Source organism: Brenneria alni, assembly GCF_003666245.1.
GTDB lineage: Bacteria > Pseudomonadota > Gammaproteobacteria > Enterobacterales > Enterobacteriaceae > Brenneria > Brenneria alni.
Genome location: NZ_MJLZ01000010.1, coordinates 1 through 15,250 on the forward strand (window position 1 = coordinate 1; position 15,250 = coordinate 15,250).

The 15,250-nt window shown below is 49.5% G+C and carries 17 protein-coding genes and 1 pseudogene; 6 read left to right on the forward strand and 12 right to left on the reverse strand.

The window, feature by feature from the left end; translation table 11 throughout:
* The 4 genes and pseudogenes from BIY29_RS06375 to BIY29_RS06390 all read right to left on the reverse strand — a co-directional run.
* Positions 1-404, reverse strand: a pseudogene (locus tag BIY29_RS06375) (transposase); the annotation flags it as partial.
* A 59-nt stretch (positions 405-463) separates the two neighbouring features.
* Positions 464-976, reverse strand: a complete 513-nt coding sequence (locus BIY29_RS06380) for a MazG nucleotide pyrophosphohydrolase domain-containing protein (protein WP_121574320.1) — start codon at positions 974-976, stop codon at positions 464-466.
* Positions 973-1,668: a class I SAM-dependent DNA methyltransferase gene (locus BIY29_RS06385; protein ID WP_121574321.1), complete on the reverse strand. Its 696-nt coding sequence runs from the start codon at positions 1,666-1,668 to the stop codon at positions 973-975. Before BIY29_RS06385 ends, BIY29_RS06380 begins: the two co-directional genes overlap by 4 nt.
* Positions 1,658-2,299 (reverse strand): class I SAM-dependent methyltransferase, encoded by a 642-nt coding sequence (locus BIY29_RS06390; protein WP_170158889.1) that lies wholly within the window; start codon positions 2,297-2,299, stop codon positions 1,658-1,660. Before BIY29_RS06390 ends, BIY29_RS06385 begins: the two co-directional genes overlap by 11 nt.
* A gap of 489 nt (positions 2,300-2,788) precedes the next feature.
* Here BIY29_RS06390 and BIY29_RS20030 point away from each other — a divergent pair, with 489 nt between their 5' ends.
* Positions 2,789-2,950, forward strand: a complete 162-nt coding sequence (locus BIY29_RS20030; protein ID WP_147437144.1) for a phosphoenolpyruvate hydrolase family protein — start codon at positions 2,789-2,791, stop codon at positions 2,948-2,950.
* Between the two features lie 7 nt (positions 2,951-2,957).
* On the opposite strand, the gene mltC is transcribed toward BIY29_RS20030, so the two are convergent.
* The 3 genes from mltC to mutY are packed head-to-tail and all read right to left on the reverse strand — an operon-like array spanning position 2,958 to position 5,460.
* Positions 2,958-4,031, reverse strand: coding sequence for a membrane-bound lytic murein transglycosylase MltC (gene mltC, locus BIY29_RS06395; RefSeq protein ID WP_121574323.1), 1,074 nt, complete (start codon positions 4,029-4,031; stop codon positions 2,958-2,960).
* Between the two features lie 53 nt (positions 4,032-4,084).
* Positions 4,085-4,357 (reverse strand): oxidative damage protection protein, encoded by a 273-nt coding sequence (locus BIY29_RS06400; protein ID WP_121574324.1) that lies wholly within the window; start codon positions 4,355-4,357, stop codon positions 4,085-4,087.
* A complete protein-coding gene (gene mutY, locus BIY29_RS06405; protein WP_121574325.1) occupies positions 4,354-5,460 on the reverse strand; it encodes an A/G-specific adenine glycosylase in 1,107 nt (368 codons plus the stop codon). The genes BIY29_RS06400 and mutY overlap by 4 nt, the downstream gene beginning before the upstream one ends.
* Positions 5,461-5,623: 163 nt before the next feature.
* Between mutY and trmB the strand changes: the two genes are divergently transcribed.
* From trmB to BIY29_RS06425, 4 genes are all read left to right on the forward strand, one after another.
* Positions 5,624-6,343 (forward strand): tRNA (guanosine(46)-N7)-methyltransferase TrmB, encoded by a 720-nt coding sequence (gene trmB, locus BIY29_RS06410; protein ID WP_121574326.1) that lies wholly within the window; start codon positions 5,624-5,626, stop codon positions 6,341-6,343.
* On the forward strand, positions 6,343-6,687 hold the full coding sequence (locus BIY29_RS06415) for a YggL family protein (protein WP_121574327.1): 345 nt from the start codon (positions 6,343-6,345) through the stop codon (positions 6,685-6,687). The genes trmB and BIY29_RS06415 overlap by 1 nt, the downstream gene beginning before the upstream one ends.
* A 108-nt stretch (positions 6,688-6,795) precedes the next feature.
* Positions 6,796-7,509, forward strand: a complete 714-nt coding sequence (locus BIY29_RS06420) for a YggN family protein (protein ID WP_121574328.1) — start codon at positions 6,796-6,798, stop codon at positions 7,507-7,509.
* A gap of 290 nt (positions 7,510-7,799) precedes the next feature.
* Entirely contained in the window at positions 7,800-10,910 is a 3,111-nt protein-coding gene (locus tag BIY29_RS06425) for an autotransporter domain-containing protein (RefSeq protein WP_170158890.1), read from the forward strand.
* Positions 10,911-10,981: 71 nt separating this feature from the next.
* Here BIY29_RS06425 and BIY29_RS06430 read toward each other — a convergent pair whose 3' ends face one another.
* From BIY29_RS06430 to BIY29_RS20175, 5 genes are all read right to left on the reverse strand, one after another.
* Complete coding sequence (locus tag BIY29_RS06430) at positions 10,982-12,022, reverse strand: NADP(H)-dependent aldo-keto reductase (protein WP_121574330.1); 1,041 nt, start codon at positions 12,020-12,022, stop codon at positions 10,982-10,984.
* Positions 12,023-12,173: 151 nt separating this feature from the next.
* On the reverse strand, positions 12,174-12,392 hold the full coding sequence (locus BIY29_RS06435) for a YgdI/YgdR family lipoprotein (protein WP_205680315.1): 219 nt from the start codon (positions 12,390-12,392) through the stop codon (positions 12,174-12,176).
* Between the two features lie 139 nt (positions 12,393-12,531).
* Entirely contained in the window at positions 12,532-13,248 is a 717-nt protein-coding gene (locus BIY29_RS06440) for a TerC family protein (RefSeq protein ID WP_121574331.1), read from the reverse strand.
* Positions 13,249-13,328: 80 nt separating this feature from the next.
* Positions 13,329-14,015 (reverse strand): DNA mismatch repair endonuclease MutH, encoded by a 687-nt coding sequence (gene mutH / locus BIY29_RS06445; protein WP_121574332.1) that lies wholly within the window; start codon positions 14,013-14,015, stop codon positions 13,329-13,331.
* Positions 14,016-14,205: 190 nt separating this feature from the next.
* Positions 14,206-14,529, reverse strand: coding sequence for a hypothetical protein (locus BIY29_RS20175; RefSeq protein ID WP_170158891.1), 324 nt, complete (start codon positions 14,527-14,529; stop codon positions 14,206-14,208).
* Positions 14,530-14,714: 185 nt separating this feature from the next.
* Between BIY29_RS20175 and rppH the strand changes: the two genes are divergently transcribed.
* A complete protein-coding gene (gene rppH, locus BIY29_RS06450) occupies positions 14,715-15,248 on the forward strand; it encodes an RNA pyrophosphohydrolase (protein WP_121574333.1) in 534 nt (177 codons plus the stop codon).
* Positions 15,249-15,250: the final 2 nt, after the last annotated feature.

Here is a 15,250-nt window from a genome sequence, read left to right on the forward strand (position 1 = left end):
TACAGGCAGATCCCGTGCCGTGTTCGGGCAATAATGCAACAGACTTCGACTGATACCGATAATCCGGCACCCGCGTCGTTCACTGGCCTGATGTTCCTTCATAACGTAACGCACCAGCTCACGCTTCTCAGGCACCGTTAAAGTTTTTTTGACACAACATCCTTAAGAATTTCATGATCTAAGCTGAGGGATGCGTACATTTGCTTTAATCGGCGATTCTCTTCTTCCAGCTCTTTCATTCGTTTGATATCAGAGGACTCCATGCCGCCGTATTTAGATTTCCAATTGTAATAGCTGGCTTCCGATACACCGTTTTCACGGCACACATCCTTCACATGCCGACCACCTTCAACTTCTTTCAGAACCCGCAGGATCTGAGTTTCAGTGAAACGCGCTTTCTTCATAATGAGCCTCCTCTGGTTGTATTTTAACCAGAGAACTCTATTAAACGGTAAGACTAAATTCAGGGGGGACTACAAACGGACTTCATTATACCATCACCACCGCCGGTGAAAATAAAGCAATCTAACTTTGCCAGCTCCCCTGCTAATTTCTTCGCTATTTTTAGATTTTTCACGTCAGTTTCATCCCAACACCCAATTATAGCCACCTTAATTCTTTTTCGGGACTCAACAAAATCGGCGTCCGTTTTACTTTTGGCATCTTCCCACGACCGACGTAATGCGCTGTAATCATTTTTGTAACCGGTATCTAACACATAGGCGAGCCTTTTTTTAAACTTGTCATATGTCGCATCTAAACAACTATTAATATCTACATTAGCGAATACAGAGAAGCCTAAACAAGAAAAGAGGAGATCACCGAGTTCTTCTTTAACCCCATTGGCACTCTTCTTTTTAGATTCAATCTTAAGTTCATTGAGTTCTTCTTGAATTTTGCTTAATGCCTCCTCATCGCTTTGCCACACAAAACCCTTATCGAATGCTTCTTTTTGAATTCTTATATATTTATTCATTCCTTATTCCTCTCACAAATAATCATGCTATGTTCCATTTTCCCTACGCTATTGACGGCTATAGTCGAATCCTTGTCTAATAATTTATGAGAAATAATAGTAAAGCCATTGCGCTCCAGTTCATCTATCGTCTCCTGCCTACTTTGATAATTAGATAATGCCATCTTTTCATGTGCCAATGAATGAATGTTATCCATTAAATAGGTCATGCAGCGTTTCCTTCCTCCCGTTCTAAAGAGGCCAACCAGAACAAAAGCCCCACCCGGTTTCAATGCGTTATGTATATTCAGTAACGCTACACGCTTATTTTGAATGCTATGATACATAAAGCACGTATATATCATGTCATGTTTAGAAATCATGGTTGACATATTCTCACATGGTAGTCTTATCAGCAGATCATAAACATTCTTCTGACAAGCCTTTTCTAACATCTTCTCTGATATGTCCGTACCAACCAACAAATGATTATAGCCACATTTTCGTATGGCCTGAGCAACAAGGCCGGTTCCAACTCCCAACTCACATACCTTTTTCCCGCATGAAGTCTGAATATGAGAGAAGATATCTTTTCCAACTAACTCATAAGAATATCCTCTCCTTTTGAAGCTAGGGGTGACATCATACTCGTAAGTCTTAGACCAACGATTAAAACTGTATCTATTTATTAGCGTGCTTATTTTATTTATCATTGCGGCTCCTCCTTAAAACTATGGTATAGTATTCGCCATAAATTTCCCTCGAACTAATTCTTTTCAAGACTTCTGGAACCTTCCCATTCTCATAGCCATTAATCTTATCAATCGTTCCAATTGATTCAATGAATTTCACAACATCAAGTTCAGTATTAAAGTAAAAGTTGAATTTATCGCTATATAAGCTCTCAAGTTTTAAGTTCGTTCTTTTTATTTCCCACTCAAGCTCCCGTATTGAAAACCTACCTAAAATGTCCAGATCATGATTATTGGTTTTGTGGCCAAATATATTCTCTAAATAACCTTCACCCACCGTTTGTACCAATAAAGTTCCATCATTCTTCATTAGTTGTGAGCAATTTATTAAGAATTCACTAACTGATGGTACATGGTGTATTACCTGCAATGAGGTTATAACATCATACTTTTTACATGGTTTAAAATCATTAAGGCTGGAGCAATATACGTTTGCTTTTGTGTCACGATAAGACTTAGCCATCGCTATGGCACACATTTTCTTGCTAAAATCAACCATGTCCACGAGGCATTTTTTATGTTTACTCCTGAGTATCTCATAAATTTTACCTGTACCGCTTCCGATATCTAGAATGATATGATCATCACGCACATAATTATCCATTAGAATTATTATTCGATTACTTATTCCATCCTTATTCTTTATAAGATTTTTTTTGTGTCCCACGATGTGGAAAAATTATCAAACGTGTTTCGTACATTATCCGATAACATACAACCTCCAGTTATTTTTATATCCAGACGAAAACATTTTTATATTAAAGTTTAGATTACATATATATGTTAAATATGGCTATTATGCGCGAATTTCTGTGATGCAGATCACGGATTCATGTTTTTTCATTAAGGGGTTCCGCGCTCATTTCCTCCAAAGGTTTCACTATGGAGAGATATCACATTGAATTTAATTTAGAAAGTTGTTCATTTTTAGCATCGTTTTTTATTTTTCTTTTCAACCGAAAAATATATTACCCGTGAGATGCCTGTTTTATCAGCCACAGTATGAAAGAACGTAAAACTATCATTTAATGGTAATGTATACGTACATTACCATTAAATTTTTAAGGACGCTGGACAGTTTATGGGGGGCAATGCCAGCCAGATACCGACCCGACCGACATCCTCACTACCGGAACAGGAAACTGACATCGGTAACAGAAGAAAAGCTACCACGCCTTACGTATTCAGTACCGAAGACGTGGTAGCCATGACTAAAACCGGTGCGGACAATTCCGGTGTTTGAACATCCGCTAGCGGCGGTAATTCTTCTGCGCCGTATTCACTTTGTACAGATAACGGCGCGACTCGCCGGACGGATGTTTGGTGGTCAGCGTATCGTATACCTCGCCCGGCGACATGTTATTGATAACATTCACCGCCCGATTTCTATCGCTGGAGAATACCCGCAATACGCTGCCCGCGCCGCCGTTATAAGCGGTGATCACGGCATAGCGCCGCGAGGTCGGGTTCTCAATACCGACCAGATAGCTGTTCTTTAGAATCGACAGATAGGCGGTGCCCGCATCAATGTTGTTTTCCGGATCGAACAGGTAGCTGCGGCTCGGTTGTCCCCATTTGCCTTTCATTTTGAATACGTCACGGCCTGCGCTGTGCTGGACTACCTGCATCAATCCCAATGCATCGGAGCGGCTTACCGCGTAAGGGTTGAAGCTCGATTCCGTTTGCATGATGGCAAGGATCAGCGATTCCTCAATGCCGTAGCGCTCGGCGGCTTTACGTACCAGCGGCAGGTATTTATGCGCCCGCTTATCCAGATGGTTAGGCACTAACTGGATGGTAACAGACCAGATGATATGCAGCCCGGAGTTGCGTTTTTGCAACCGGTTTTGCAGCAGGTAATCAGCAAAACTGGCGGCGCGGCCTTCCCAGCGGATGGCCTGGCCGGTATTGTCCAGCACCTGACCATACAGCATGGGTTCCCGGCTGATTTGGATGTCGTTGGCGTCGGAATAGAGATCGGTGTTGGTGGCGTCATCACCCATCAGCAGGGTGGTGATAATGGCCTGGCGCAGACTGGCGGTGGAATCCGTCGCTGAAATCGTTTCAATGGTGATAGTACCGGCATCAAAGTTGATGTGGCTACGGGTCTGATATTGATCGGTATATTTTACGTAGTCTTTCGGCCCGGCAATCAGCACTTCATTTATGCCCCAGATATTCTCGATATTGTGGGCGAACTGCCCCATCAGAATATCAAAGGCGTTGGTGTCTTTGATGAAGTCTTCCTTTTCCACGCTACTTTTCTTCCCTGAACAAGAAACCAGTAACGGGGCGATAACCAGCAGAGCTAAAATTTTCTTCATATAAAAAGCCGTGTCGGAATAAGGGCGCAAAAGGGCCGTCAGGCCCTGCAATATCAGTGACTCGGAGGCGTATAACCGTCGATGTGTACGTCCTTACCTTCGAACAGGAATTTGACCATTTCCTGCTCCAGCAGCTTGCGATCTGCAACGTTCATCATACTGAGCTTCTTTTCGTTAATCAGCATGGTTTGCTTGGTCTGCCACTGCGCCCAGGCTTCTTTGGATATCTCGTTATAGATACGTTTGCCTAAATCCCCCGGATAGAGCTGAAAGTCCTGCCCTTCGGCATCCCGTTGTAAAAAGGTACAAAAAATCGTTCTGCTCATGCTTCTTCCTCATCAATGGTGCAGGAGTTCAATAATGCCGGCTGCGGCTGGGCTAACTCGCGCAGCAGGCGTTCAACCGGGGCGGCCAGCCCGACAGAGGGCGGCTGCGCTAAGTTATACCAGAGACCCGCGCCTTCATCCATGCAGGCCCTTTTTGGTGAGACACCCACCGGTGAGACCTCCAGCCATAGCGGCACGATATCCAGATGGAAATGGCTGAAAGTGTGGCGGAAAGCGACCAACTGTTGCAATCCGTCAGCGTTCAGACCACGCTGTTGCAGCCAGAGTTCCAATTCACTGCGTGCGCTGAATTGCGGAAAGCAAAACAGCCCGCCCCACAAGCCAACGGCAGGGCGCTGTTGTAGCCAGACTTTCGATCCTTGTTGCAGCAGCAAAAACCAGCCGGTTTTTTCCGGCAGCGTCTGCTTTGGTTTCTTTCCGGGATACTGCGCCCAACTGTGATTGGCGTAAGCCACGCAGCCGGCGTTCAGCGGACAAAGCTCGCATTTGGGGCGGCTGCGGGTACACACCATAGCGCCCAGATCCATCATCGCCTGATTAAACTGGCTGACCCCCTGCGCCGGGGTGATATCTTCACTGATTGCCCACAGCGTCTTTTCCACCTCTTTCTTGCCCGGCCAGCCATCAATCGCGTAGCAACGGGCGAGTACGCGCTTTACGTTGCCGTCGAGGATGGGGTAATGCTGCCCCAGCGACAGCGACAATATGGCGCCAGCGGTCGAGCGTCCGACACCCGGCAAGTCGGCCACCTCATCGAAAGTAAGCGGGAATTGACCGCCGTGTCGGGCAACAATGGCCTGTGCCGCCTTATGCAGATTGCGGGCGCGGGCGTAATAACCCAGGCCGGTCCACAGGTGCAATACCTCATCCAGCGGCGCCGCAGCCAGCGCTTTCACATCTGGAAACCGGGCAATGAAGCGTTGAAAATAGGGAATAACCGTGGCGACCTGCGTTTGTTGCAACATCACTTCGGACAGCCATACTTTATACGGCGTTTTCTCAAGCTGCCACGGCAGGGTTTTGCGGCCATAGCGTTGATACCAGTTCAGCACCTGGTGCGCGAACTGTTGTGCTTGCATCATCAAAGGGATCACTATCCGGCAGGTAAAAAGTCTGACAGCGATTCCAGCACAGAGTGAATGTGCTGTAAACCGGAACTTTCCGAGGCAGTACTCTTGCTAAACCACAGTATCCTTGCATAATGCGCGTTTCCTTATGAAATCGGACAGACAGTAAACACTCTTTATGATTAACAACGTCATCTCACCGGAATTTGATGAAAACGGACGCCCGCTGCGTCGTATTCGCAGTTTTGTTCGCCGTCAGGGACGTTTGACCAACGGGCAACAGCAGGCGCTGGATAACTACTGGCCGGTGATGGGCGTCGAATATCAGACTGAACCGCTGGCGTTTACGCCGCTTTTCGGGCGTGATGCGCCTGTGGTGCTGGAGATCGGTTTCGGGATGGGCGCGTCATTGGTTACTATGGCGGCACAGCACCCGGAGCAGAACTTTCTGGGGATTGAAGTTCACCTGCCGGGCGTCGGCGCCTGTCTTTCTGCGGCGCATGAGGCTGATGTCGGCAACCTGCGGGTAATGTGTCATGACGCGCTGGAAGTGCTGGAAAACATGATCCCCGAAGGATCATTGTCCCTGGTGCAGCTTTTCTTCCCCGATCCGTGGCATAAAGCACGCCATAATAAACGCCGCATTGTACAGGCGCCGTTCGTTGAGCTGGTGTTGCACAAACTCAAGGTCGGCGGCGTTTTCCATATGGCAACGGATTGGGAACCTTATGCGCAGCATATGCTCGAAGTGATGAGCGCGGTCGCAGGATATCGCAATCTTTCCGATAAGAATGACTACGTTGCGCGGCCAGCATCACGTCCGCTGACAAAATTTGAAGTTCGTGGCCAGCGTTTAGGGCACGGTGTTTGGGATCTGATGTTTGAGAGGATGAAATAATGGCACAAGCTCGTAGCCGCCGTTTACGCAAAAAATTACACATTGATGAGTTTCAGGAGTCCGGCTTTTCCGTGAGCTGGCGTTTCCCGGAAGGAACCAGCGTCGAAGATATCGATCGCACGATGGATAAGTTCGTTGATGATGTGATTGAGCCTAACGGCCTGGCGTTTGAAGGCAGTGGTTATCTGCAATGGCAAGGGCTGATTTGTTTGCAGAAAATCGGTCACTGCACGGATGAACACCGCCAGTTGGTAGGCCGCTGGTTGGAAGAGCAGAAGCTGACGGAGGTTAAAGTCAGTGACCTGTTCGATATCTGGTGGGATTTACCCGAAGATCTGCTTTAAATCCCCGCCCGGCTGAGTAACGCCGCCGTTATTCAGCCATTTTCCGCCGGGCAAACGGGTAGCTTCCCCCATTTCCCGCTGCCGTCGTTGTTTTCTTCAGGAGAATATATGTTGCGTAAAATGACTCTGGGTTTATTGATGTTGCTATCCTGGGAGGCCCAGGCCGCGTACCAGTGTAACGTTAATCCGCAGGACGATATTATCATCAGCCCGCAGCATGTGCAGGTGGTGGGCGCCAGCGGAAATTTGCAGATTTCTCCTGAGGGGGACATTGTGCGTAACGGCACGCCGCTGACGCTTAATGCCGGGCAGCGTCAGCAGTCCAAAGATTATCAGGCGGGTTTACGCCAGCAGCTTCCCTGGATCGATCAGGGTGCGCAGCAGCATCTGGAAAAAGCGCGCGTGGCATTGGATAACGTCATTGTGCAGGAATTGGGCAGCGACAGTAACGTACGCAACCGGCTGACCACGCTGAATGGCCAGCTCAAGCAGCAGATGAACCGTATCATTGAACATCGTAGCGACGGCCTGACCTTCCACCATCAGGCGATAAAGCAGGTCGAGCAGGACGGCAAGCAAATTGTTGAACAAAGCATGGGCGGGGTTTTGCAAGACAGCCTGAACGAAATGGGGGTGAAGCAAATGACGAACGGCGGCAATCCGCTACAGGCAATGATGGGCAATCTCGGCGGCTTACAGAAAGCCATTCAGACCGAATGGAACAATCAGGAAATGGCGTTTCAAAACTTCGGTCGTGAGGTGTGTAGCCGAGTAACCGTGCTGGAAGATCAGCGTAAAAGTTTGCTGCAAACGCTGAAATAACCTCACGGTATGTAAATGATAAGGCGTTCGGACGACGGGCGCCTTGTTTTCGCCAATACGGCTTTCGATTACGCTTCCCTCTCTATTTCTCTTCTTTTCTGCACTCTCTTCCTCATTTACTTTCCGACTCCAGCCTGTAGCTCACGTCATTGCAGCCTGGGCGCGAACGGGAACGGTTAAATTTCGCCTCGCTGGTAACGTTTTTAGCTATGTGACCACACAGTAAAATACTGTCATTTTGCCCGATAACCCTGGGTATGAAGAAGATGGAACAAAAAAGGAAGAGTCTCGTGGGCTTGTATTTACCAATGAGCGGTTATATGGGCGGGGAAAGGAAAGCGCGGTGGTCAGATTCCGACAACACGGTGGCGACAAGATATCGTGTCGAATGGCGGGTTCTGGCGCAGATGATCCCGGTCGCACTGTTGTTGCTATCCTGTCCGTTTCCAGCATGGGCTGTGGAAGATTTTCGCACCGCCGAATATGAACGTAATGCGGCGGCGCTGGATTCCATATACGCCGCCGATGCATATGCACTGGGATTAAGCGGTCAGGGCGCAACCGTGGGGATTATTGACTCCAGTGCTGACTTGTCAGGGGCGGAGTTTCTTGGGCGGGTGGATAGCAGATCGCGCTGGATTAACGCCTCAGCCGATGAATGGCCGCACGGCCGCTCCGTCGCAGGGGTGATAGGTGCGGCAAAGGATGATGTCGGCATACATGGCATTGCTTATAACGCCAACCTGCTGGCGCTCGGCACCGATCTCGGCATCGGCAATATTGCGCAGGCGATAAGCGAGATAGCGGAATATCCGGATGTGAAAATCATTAATAACAGTTGGGTAATTTCACTCTATTACGATGATATTAACAGCTACTCACCTGAACTCTGGGATGAGATAAGCAATATCCTGGTTCCTGGTTTTACCGAGTTGGCGGAACGTATCGCTTCAAGCGGAAAGTTGATGGTCTTTGCCGCTGGGAACGAAGGACATCTGACACCCGCATTACCGGCGGGGTTGCCGACGTGGCTGGAAGTCACCGGTCAGGAAAACCGGATTGGCAACAACTGGATCAATGTGATGTCGTTTGACCCCCGGCAATTGTCAAATAGCGCGGCGTTTATTGCGCCATTCAGCAACCTTGCCCTGGGAGCCAGCGAATACAGCCTGCTGGCGCCGGGAGTGGATATCACCACCACCGGAGAAGGGGAAACTTACCGTGCGTTAGATGGAACGTCGTTTTCCGCGCCTTATGTGGCAGGCGTTGGCGCACTGGTTAGCGAAGCGTTTCCCTACATGGATGGCAAACAGATTGCCGATGTCCTGCTTTCAACCGCAACGCCGTTGCGCGGCAATAAACGCCCCAAAGCGGTTATGCTGACGCGCAATGAATACGATGGTGATATGAATTTGGTCGGCATCAGGCTGCGATTTTATTCATCCCGCAGCGGCCTGACGTTTACTGAGGAAGAGATGAATGCTCTGGTCGACTCGTTACGCAATTTCGATATGACGGAAGCGGAAATTCGAAGCGCTATCGTCACCGCGGCCAGCGAACAGAATATCACCATCCTTTCAGAGGATGAGTATCAATCGCTGTTCGGTCAGGGGATCGTTAATGCCTATAAAGCGGTGCAGGGGCCGGGGGCGCTAAATGCCCGACGGCTGGCCGAAAGCGATATCGGCGGCGGGGCGTCCGGCGGCGCCTACGCGTTGTATGGCATTGATACCCAGGGTATGGATAGCACCTGGGGTAATGATATTACTCAGGTACGTAATCAAAATACCCAAAGTACGTTGTTTGAGCGGGATGTCGGCTTGCGTAAACAGGGCCGGGGAACGCTTTATCTGACGGGTAATAACACTTATGCCGGGCCGACCATCGTGCAGGGCGGCAAGGTCGTGGTTGGCAAAATCGCCGGAGGAACCGGCAGCCTGGCTGGCGACGTCTGGGTACAATCCGATGCGGCGCTGGGGGGGCACGGTACTATTGCCGGCAGCGTGACGCTTGATAATGGCGCAACGCTGTCTCCCGGCACCTCCGTCGGGACATTGACCGTAGGCAATGTGACATTCAATCAAGGCAGCACCTATGCATTTGAAATTGACGCACAAGGCAAGGCGGATAGTCTGATTGTTACACAAGATGCTCATCTGGCAGGGACGGTCACACTGACAAACTTGTATCGTCAGTCATTGGGCGATCGCTATACGCTGCTCGATGTCGGCGGCGATCTCACGGGAACGTTTGATGCCCTGACCTCCACCAATCAGGCGCTTTTTCTGACGGATACGCTGAGTTACACCGGCCAACAGGCTTATCTGGACGTCGTGCGTAATAACCGGCAGTTCAGCGACGTGGCGCAAAGCCGCAACCAAAGCGCCGTCGCACGGGCGATTGAAAGTCAGGAAAATGGCCGGGTTTTTGAGGCGATAGCCAATACAACGAGCGAAGAGGCCGCCCGCTATGCATTTGATAACCTCAGTGGTGAAATTTATGCCGCCTCGCGCTCCGCACTGTTCCAACGCAGTTGGTATGTGCGTGATGCCATTAACAGTTCGATGCAGGAAGGAAAAGCGGATGTGCTGTGGTTAAGCTCCTGGGCGAACGAAGGGCGCGTGGATGAACAGCCAGGATTCGCCCGCGTGACGCACAGCGGTTATGGATTTTTAATCGGCAACGGTAACCAAATCGGCGCGAACAGCACCCTGGGTTTTGCTTTCGGCAGTGAGAAAAGCAAAATCAAAGCTGGCCAGCGTGCTGCCGGCATTGATGTCACCGCCTATCATATCGCCAGCTATTTCGGCACGATGCAGTGGGGCGTGGATGTGCGCGCCGGTCTGGAATACAGCTATATGGATATGGCAAGCGAGCGTTCGATTACCGCGCCGGGGCTGGAGAGCCGGGCGCAGGCGGAATACCATGCGCATCTGGCTCAGGGTTTTGTTGAGGGAAGTCATCGTTTTTCGCTTAACCACAGTTTTAGCCTTGAACCGTATGGCAACGCGGCTTACGTTTGGCTGGGTATGCCCGGTGCGCGGGAGAATGGCAGTACGGCGGCGTTAGGCTGGGAGACGCAGACCGGCAGCACGGTGTTTTCCACGCTGGGGCTACGTAGTGAAATGCGTTTTTCTTCACCTTTGCCGGTTGCGTTTTATACGGATGCGGGTTACCAGCGTCGTATGATGTCTGATGATAATCAAATGCGGCTGCGTTTTGCTCAGGGTGATGAATTTGTCGTCAAAGCAGCATCCGGCGACCGCGATACTTTGCTGCTGCGCGCCGGGGTGTCTCTGGATTTGATGCGGAGCGGGAAACTATCGATTGGCTACCAGGGTATGGTGGGGAAAAACACGCATAATGACAGTGTCAGGGTGCAAATTAGCATGACATTCTGATGTGGTTGGCGAATGACACGCCGCCTCGTTAAGGCGCGGCATGTGGTGAGTAAGGCATTTGCTGGCAAAGATTAAGGTGCCGGAAAGGTAAAACGACGATGAATCGCCTCCAACTCGTCCAGTATTTCTTTATCTAATGCGAGTTCCAGGCTGGCAAGATTGGTTTGAAGCTGTTCTACCGAGGTGGCGCCCAGTAGGGTGGTGGCGACAAACGGCTGCTGGCGGACAAAGGCCAGCGCCATTTGCGCGGGATCCAGACCGTATTTTTGGGCCAGCGCCACATATTCGGCAATCGCTTGTTCAGTATGCGGTGCGCTATAGCGCACGAAGCGGCTAAACAGCGTATTACGTGCGCCGGCAGGTTTGGCGCCGTTAAGGTATTTCCCGGTCAGCGTACCGAATGCCAGTGCTGAATAAGCCAGCAGTTCGACCCCTTCATGCTGGCTGATTTCCGCCAGACCCACTTCAAAACTACGGTTTAACAGGCTGTACGGGTTCTGGATTGAAACGATGCGCGGCAGGTCGTGTTTTTCCGCCAGATGCAGATAACGCATCACCCCCCACGGGGTTTCGTTGGAAACGCCGATATAGCGGATTTTACCCGCACGGACTTGCTCATTCAGCGCTTCCAGCGTTTCTAATAACGTAACGGCGGGCTTTTCATCCGTATATTGGTAGCTCAGTTTACCGAAACAGTTGGTTTGCCGCTGTGGCCAGTGCAGTTGATATAAGTCGAGGTAGTCGGTGTTCAGGCGTGTCAGGCTGGCGTCCAATGCGTCACGGATATTTTTACGATCCAGCGCCTGCTGCGAACGGATACCGCTATCATTACCGCGCACCGGCCCGGCAACCTTGCTTGCCAGAACCAGTTTTTCACGTCCGCCGCGGGATTTCAGCCAGGAACCAATATAGCTTTCGGTTAATCCCTGCGTTTCCGGGCGTGGGGGCACCGGGTACATTTCTGCTGTATCAATCAGGTTAACCCCTGCGGCAATGGCATGATCCAATTGGGCATGAGCTTCAGCTTCACTGTTTTGTTCGCCAAAGGTCATCGTGCCGAGGCCCAGCACACTCACTTCTAAAGAACTATGGGGAATACGGTGATATAGCATTGCCAGCTTCCTTTATGTCTGAGAATAACAGACGAGCAGGTGTCTACCCGCTCCTCTGAATTTGACTATAACGAAGCTGCGCCATGTGGGGAAGCGCCTTTAATACAATAGAACGTCGGGGGAGGTGCCTGCTGAATGCATAAATTCGAAATCAGCGCTCGATGATCTGGGAAATATCATCACGGTTAATCTGTTTTTCGTTGCCCTGTTCATCAAGGTAACTGAGCATTCCGGTGTCGTTATCCAGAACCGGTTTACTTTGCGTCAGCAGCATCTGTCCCTCTTTGGTCGCCATCACATAGTTACTGGAGCAACCACCGAGGGTGAATAATAACGCCAGCGTTATCGCCATTCTCATCCGAACTTTCATCATACTTACCTGTTAATGACAGCCAAAAAATCGAAGACTATTAAAGGAGTCTAGCAAAAAGACCATAAGGGCTAAGTAAGAATAATGGAAAAAATGGACAAGGAGTTGGACGGGCGGCGGAAAAACCGCCCGCGGTGATTCAATCTGTTATCTTTGCTTTTTTGCCGCGCAGCAGATTAAGCGCCTCCACCGACATGGAGAAGAACATGGCGAAGTAGATATAGCCTTTCGGTACATGAATTTCGACGCTTTCCAGAATCAACGTAAAGCCGACTAATATCAGGAACGATAACGCCAGCATTTTGACGGACGGATGGCGTTCAACAAATTCACCGATAGTCCGGGCGGAGAACATCATCACGCCCACCGCAATAATCACCGCCGCCATCATGATAAACAGATGGTCGGACAGGCCGACCGCCGTAATCACCGAATCCAGACTAAAGATGATATCCAGCAGCATGATCTGCACGATTGCCCCAAAAAATGAATGAACCTGTGAGACATGATCTTCCGAACCGCCTTCTACCGTTTCATGAATTTCCTTGCTCGACTTCCAGATCAGAAACAGCCCGCCAAAAAACAGGATCAAGTCACGGGTGGAAATGTCATTGCCCAGGATGGTAAACAACGGATTTGTCAGGCGGATCACCCAGGCAATCGAGGCCAGCAGCCCAAGACGCATAAGCATGGCGCCCATAAGGCCGATGCGACGGGCTTTATTTTGCTGGGCTTTGGGGAGTTTGGCGACAACCAACGACAGAAAAATAATGTTGTCGATACCAAGAACGATTTCCAGAATGGTCAGCGTTCCCAGCGCTAACCAGGCATTCGGATCAACAATCCAATCAAACATGTATCAATGCACCTTAAACGAAACGTGAACAGTATTATACGCCGCCAGATAAGCGAACAGGCAAGCGAAAGTGTGGTTGATTACAGCAGAAAATGGCGCGCCAACAAGGGAGCGGTGAACGTTTTCTTTAAGTAGAACCCACGGGGTAAGGTTTGAATCGGTTGCCCAAATTCACCAATCGCCTCTGTTAAGGCCCGGCTATTTGCCGCTTTGGGACGTAATTGCAGCACCTCTCCATGACGTGCGGTGATACTTTCAACCTGTCCCAGCACAATCAAGTCCATCAACTCTTCCCAGTCACGGCGTAACTGCTCTTCCTCTTCCTGACTGGGGCTCCAGATAAGCGGCGCGCCAATGCGGCGTTCGCCCAAAGGAATATGCCGGGAGCCCTCCACCGGGATCCATAATACCCGCGCCAGTTTGTGGCGGACGTGGCTACTTTCCCATGTGACGCCGCTGTTGCCGGTTAACGGCGCCACGCAGACAAAAGTGGTTTCCAATGGCCTGCCTTGCTCGTCAATGGGAATAGTCTTCAGCTCAATACCGATATCGGGGAAATCCTGCTCGGGCTTACTGCCCGCACTGGCTCCCAGAAAACGTTCCAGCAGTAAGCCAATCCAGCCTTTATCCCGTTTCAGGTTTGCCGGCAGCGGCAGTTGTGCAATGTTTGCCAGTTCAGCCAGATTATAGCCGGCAAGCGATTGGGCGCGCAGCCACAGTTCGTGTTCACTATGCGGCGGCGCAGTGAGAACGGATGGTGAATTCATAAGGTATATAGCCTGATTTTTCCCGCTCAAAAAAAACACAACGGTTGAGCAACATTAACGCACAGTCGGAGAAGCTGTTGAAGAAATCAATAATAGCATGATTCATAGAGATTTTTTTTCATTTTGATAATGAGCGCCTCATCATATTTCATAATCTGTGCACCTGTAGACACTAACAATGAACAGGATCTTACACCAGCTTATCCACAGATTTCTTGGATAACCTGCATAAAGATGAATTACTGGTTTGATTTACAGCCTTGACGAGCGAGGGTTTTGCTGTTTTTGCCTGTTTTTTGTCTGATGTGACCTCATCATCTGTGGATAAAATCAACATAGCACGATCTTTCGCCAGCATTGGGGCGATAATAATTACACCAGGATCTTCAAGGCTGGTTTCGCTATTAAAAATTGATTTAATTTTATGAAAAAAAACAGTTATTTTTTCATTATCTAAAAAGTTCCCTCCCGGAATGAAATAAGTTTTACTCCCTTTTTCATGGGTTCTGCACAAAGATGTCCACAGAAATAGTGAATAAACCGGCAATATCGGACTTTACATGTTTATAACTTTGTCGCTATCTGTGGGTTATCTTCATTTTATTAGAAGGATAACTGTCCCAAGCAGTGGTTTACCGTCTGCCGGGAGTGTGAAACAATCAGGTTATCTTTGCATTTAAAGTCTATCGAGGTAGTCCGGTGATCGATGATGATGGCTACCGCCCGAATGTTGGTATTGTAATTTGTAATCGGCAGGGGCAGGTCTTGTGGGCTCGTCGGTACGGTCAGCACTCCTGGCAGTTTCCCCAGGGGGGAATAAATCCCGGTGAAAGTGCAGAACAGGCGATGTACCGTGAACTGTTTGAAGAAGTGGGGCTAAAGAAAAAAGATGTCCGTATTCTGGCATTTACCCGCAACTGGCTACGCTACAAATTACCAAAACGTTTGGTGCGTTGGGATACAAAACCGGTATGTATCGGCCAAAAGCAAAAATGGTTTCTGCTACAGTTAATGTGTAATGAGTCAGATATCAATATGCAAAGCAGTGGCACACCTGAGTTTGATGGTTGGCGCTGGGTCAGTTACTGGTATCCGGTGCGCCAGGTCGTTTCTTTCAAACGTGATGTTTATCGTCGGGTTATGAAAGAATTTATCAGCCCGGTGATACAACTCCAGGAGAATGCTGCGGTGCGGACGGCGTCGTCGTCTGGCTTCCGACGAAAGAGAGGGTAATT

What these genes read in the sequence shown, in the direction of transcription:
- BIY29_RS20030 (WP_147437144.1), top strand. Translation starts at nt 2,789, where the DNA reads ATGGGGGGCAATGCCAGCCAGATACCGACCCGACCGACATCCTCACTA.
- BIY29_RS06400 (WP_121574324.1), bottom strand. Translation starts at nt 4,357, where the DNA reads ATGAGCAGAACGATTTTTTGTACCTTTTTACAACGGGATGCCGAAGGG.
- BIY29_RS06415 (WP_121574327.1), top strand. Translation starts at nt 6,343, where the DNA reads ATGGCACAAGCTCGTAGCCGCCGTTTACGCAAAAAATTACACATTGAT.
- BIY29_RS06385 (WP_121574321.1), bottom strand. Translation starts at nt 1,668, where the DNA reads ATGATAAATAAAATAAGCACGCTAATAAATAGATACAGTTTTAATCGT.
- trmB (WP_121574326.1), top strand. Translation starts at nt 5,624, where the DNA reads ATGATTAACAACGTCATCTCACCGGAATTTGATGAAAACGGACGCCCG.
- mltC (WP_121574323.1), bottom strand. Translation starts at nt 4,031, where the DNA reads ATGAAGAAAATTTTAGCTCTGCTGGTTATCGCCCCGTTACTGGTTTCT.
- mutH (WP_121574332.1), bottom strand. Translation starts at nt 14,015, where the DNA reads ATGAATTCACCATCCGTTCTCACTGCGCCGCCGCATAGTGAACACGAA.
- BIY29_RS06380 (WP_121574320.1), bottom strand. Translation starts at nt 976, where the DNA reads ATGAATAAATATATAAGAATTCAAAAAGAAGCATTCGATAAGGGTTTT.
- BIY29_RS06440 (WP_121574331.1), bottom strand. Translation starts at nt 13,248, where the DNA reads ATGTTTGATTGGATTGTTGATCCGAATGCCTGGTTAGCGCTGGGAACG.
- mutY (WP_121574325.1), bottom strand. Translation starts at nt 5,460, where the DNA reads ATGATGCAAGCACAACAGTTCGCGCACCAGGTGCTGAACTGGTATCAA.
- BIY29_RS06435 (WP_205680315.1), bottom strand. Translation starts at nt 12,392, where the DNA reads ATGAAAGTTCGGATGAGAATGGCGATAACGCTGGCGTTATTATTCACC.
- BIY29_RS06430 (WP_121574330.1), bottom strand. Translation starts at nt 12,022, where the DNA reads ATGCTATATCACCGTATTCCCCATAGTTCTTTAGAAGTGAGTGTGCTG.
- BIY29_RS06420 (WP_121574328.1), top strand. Translation starts at nt 6,796, where the DNA reads ATGTTGCGTAAAATGACTCTGGGTTTATTGATGTTGCTATCCTGGGAG.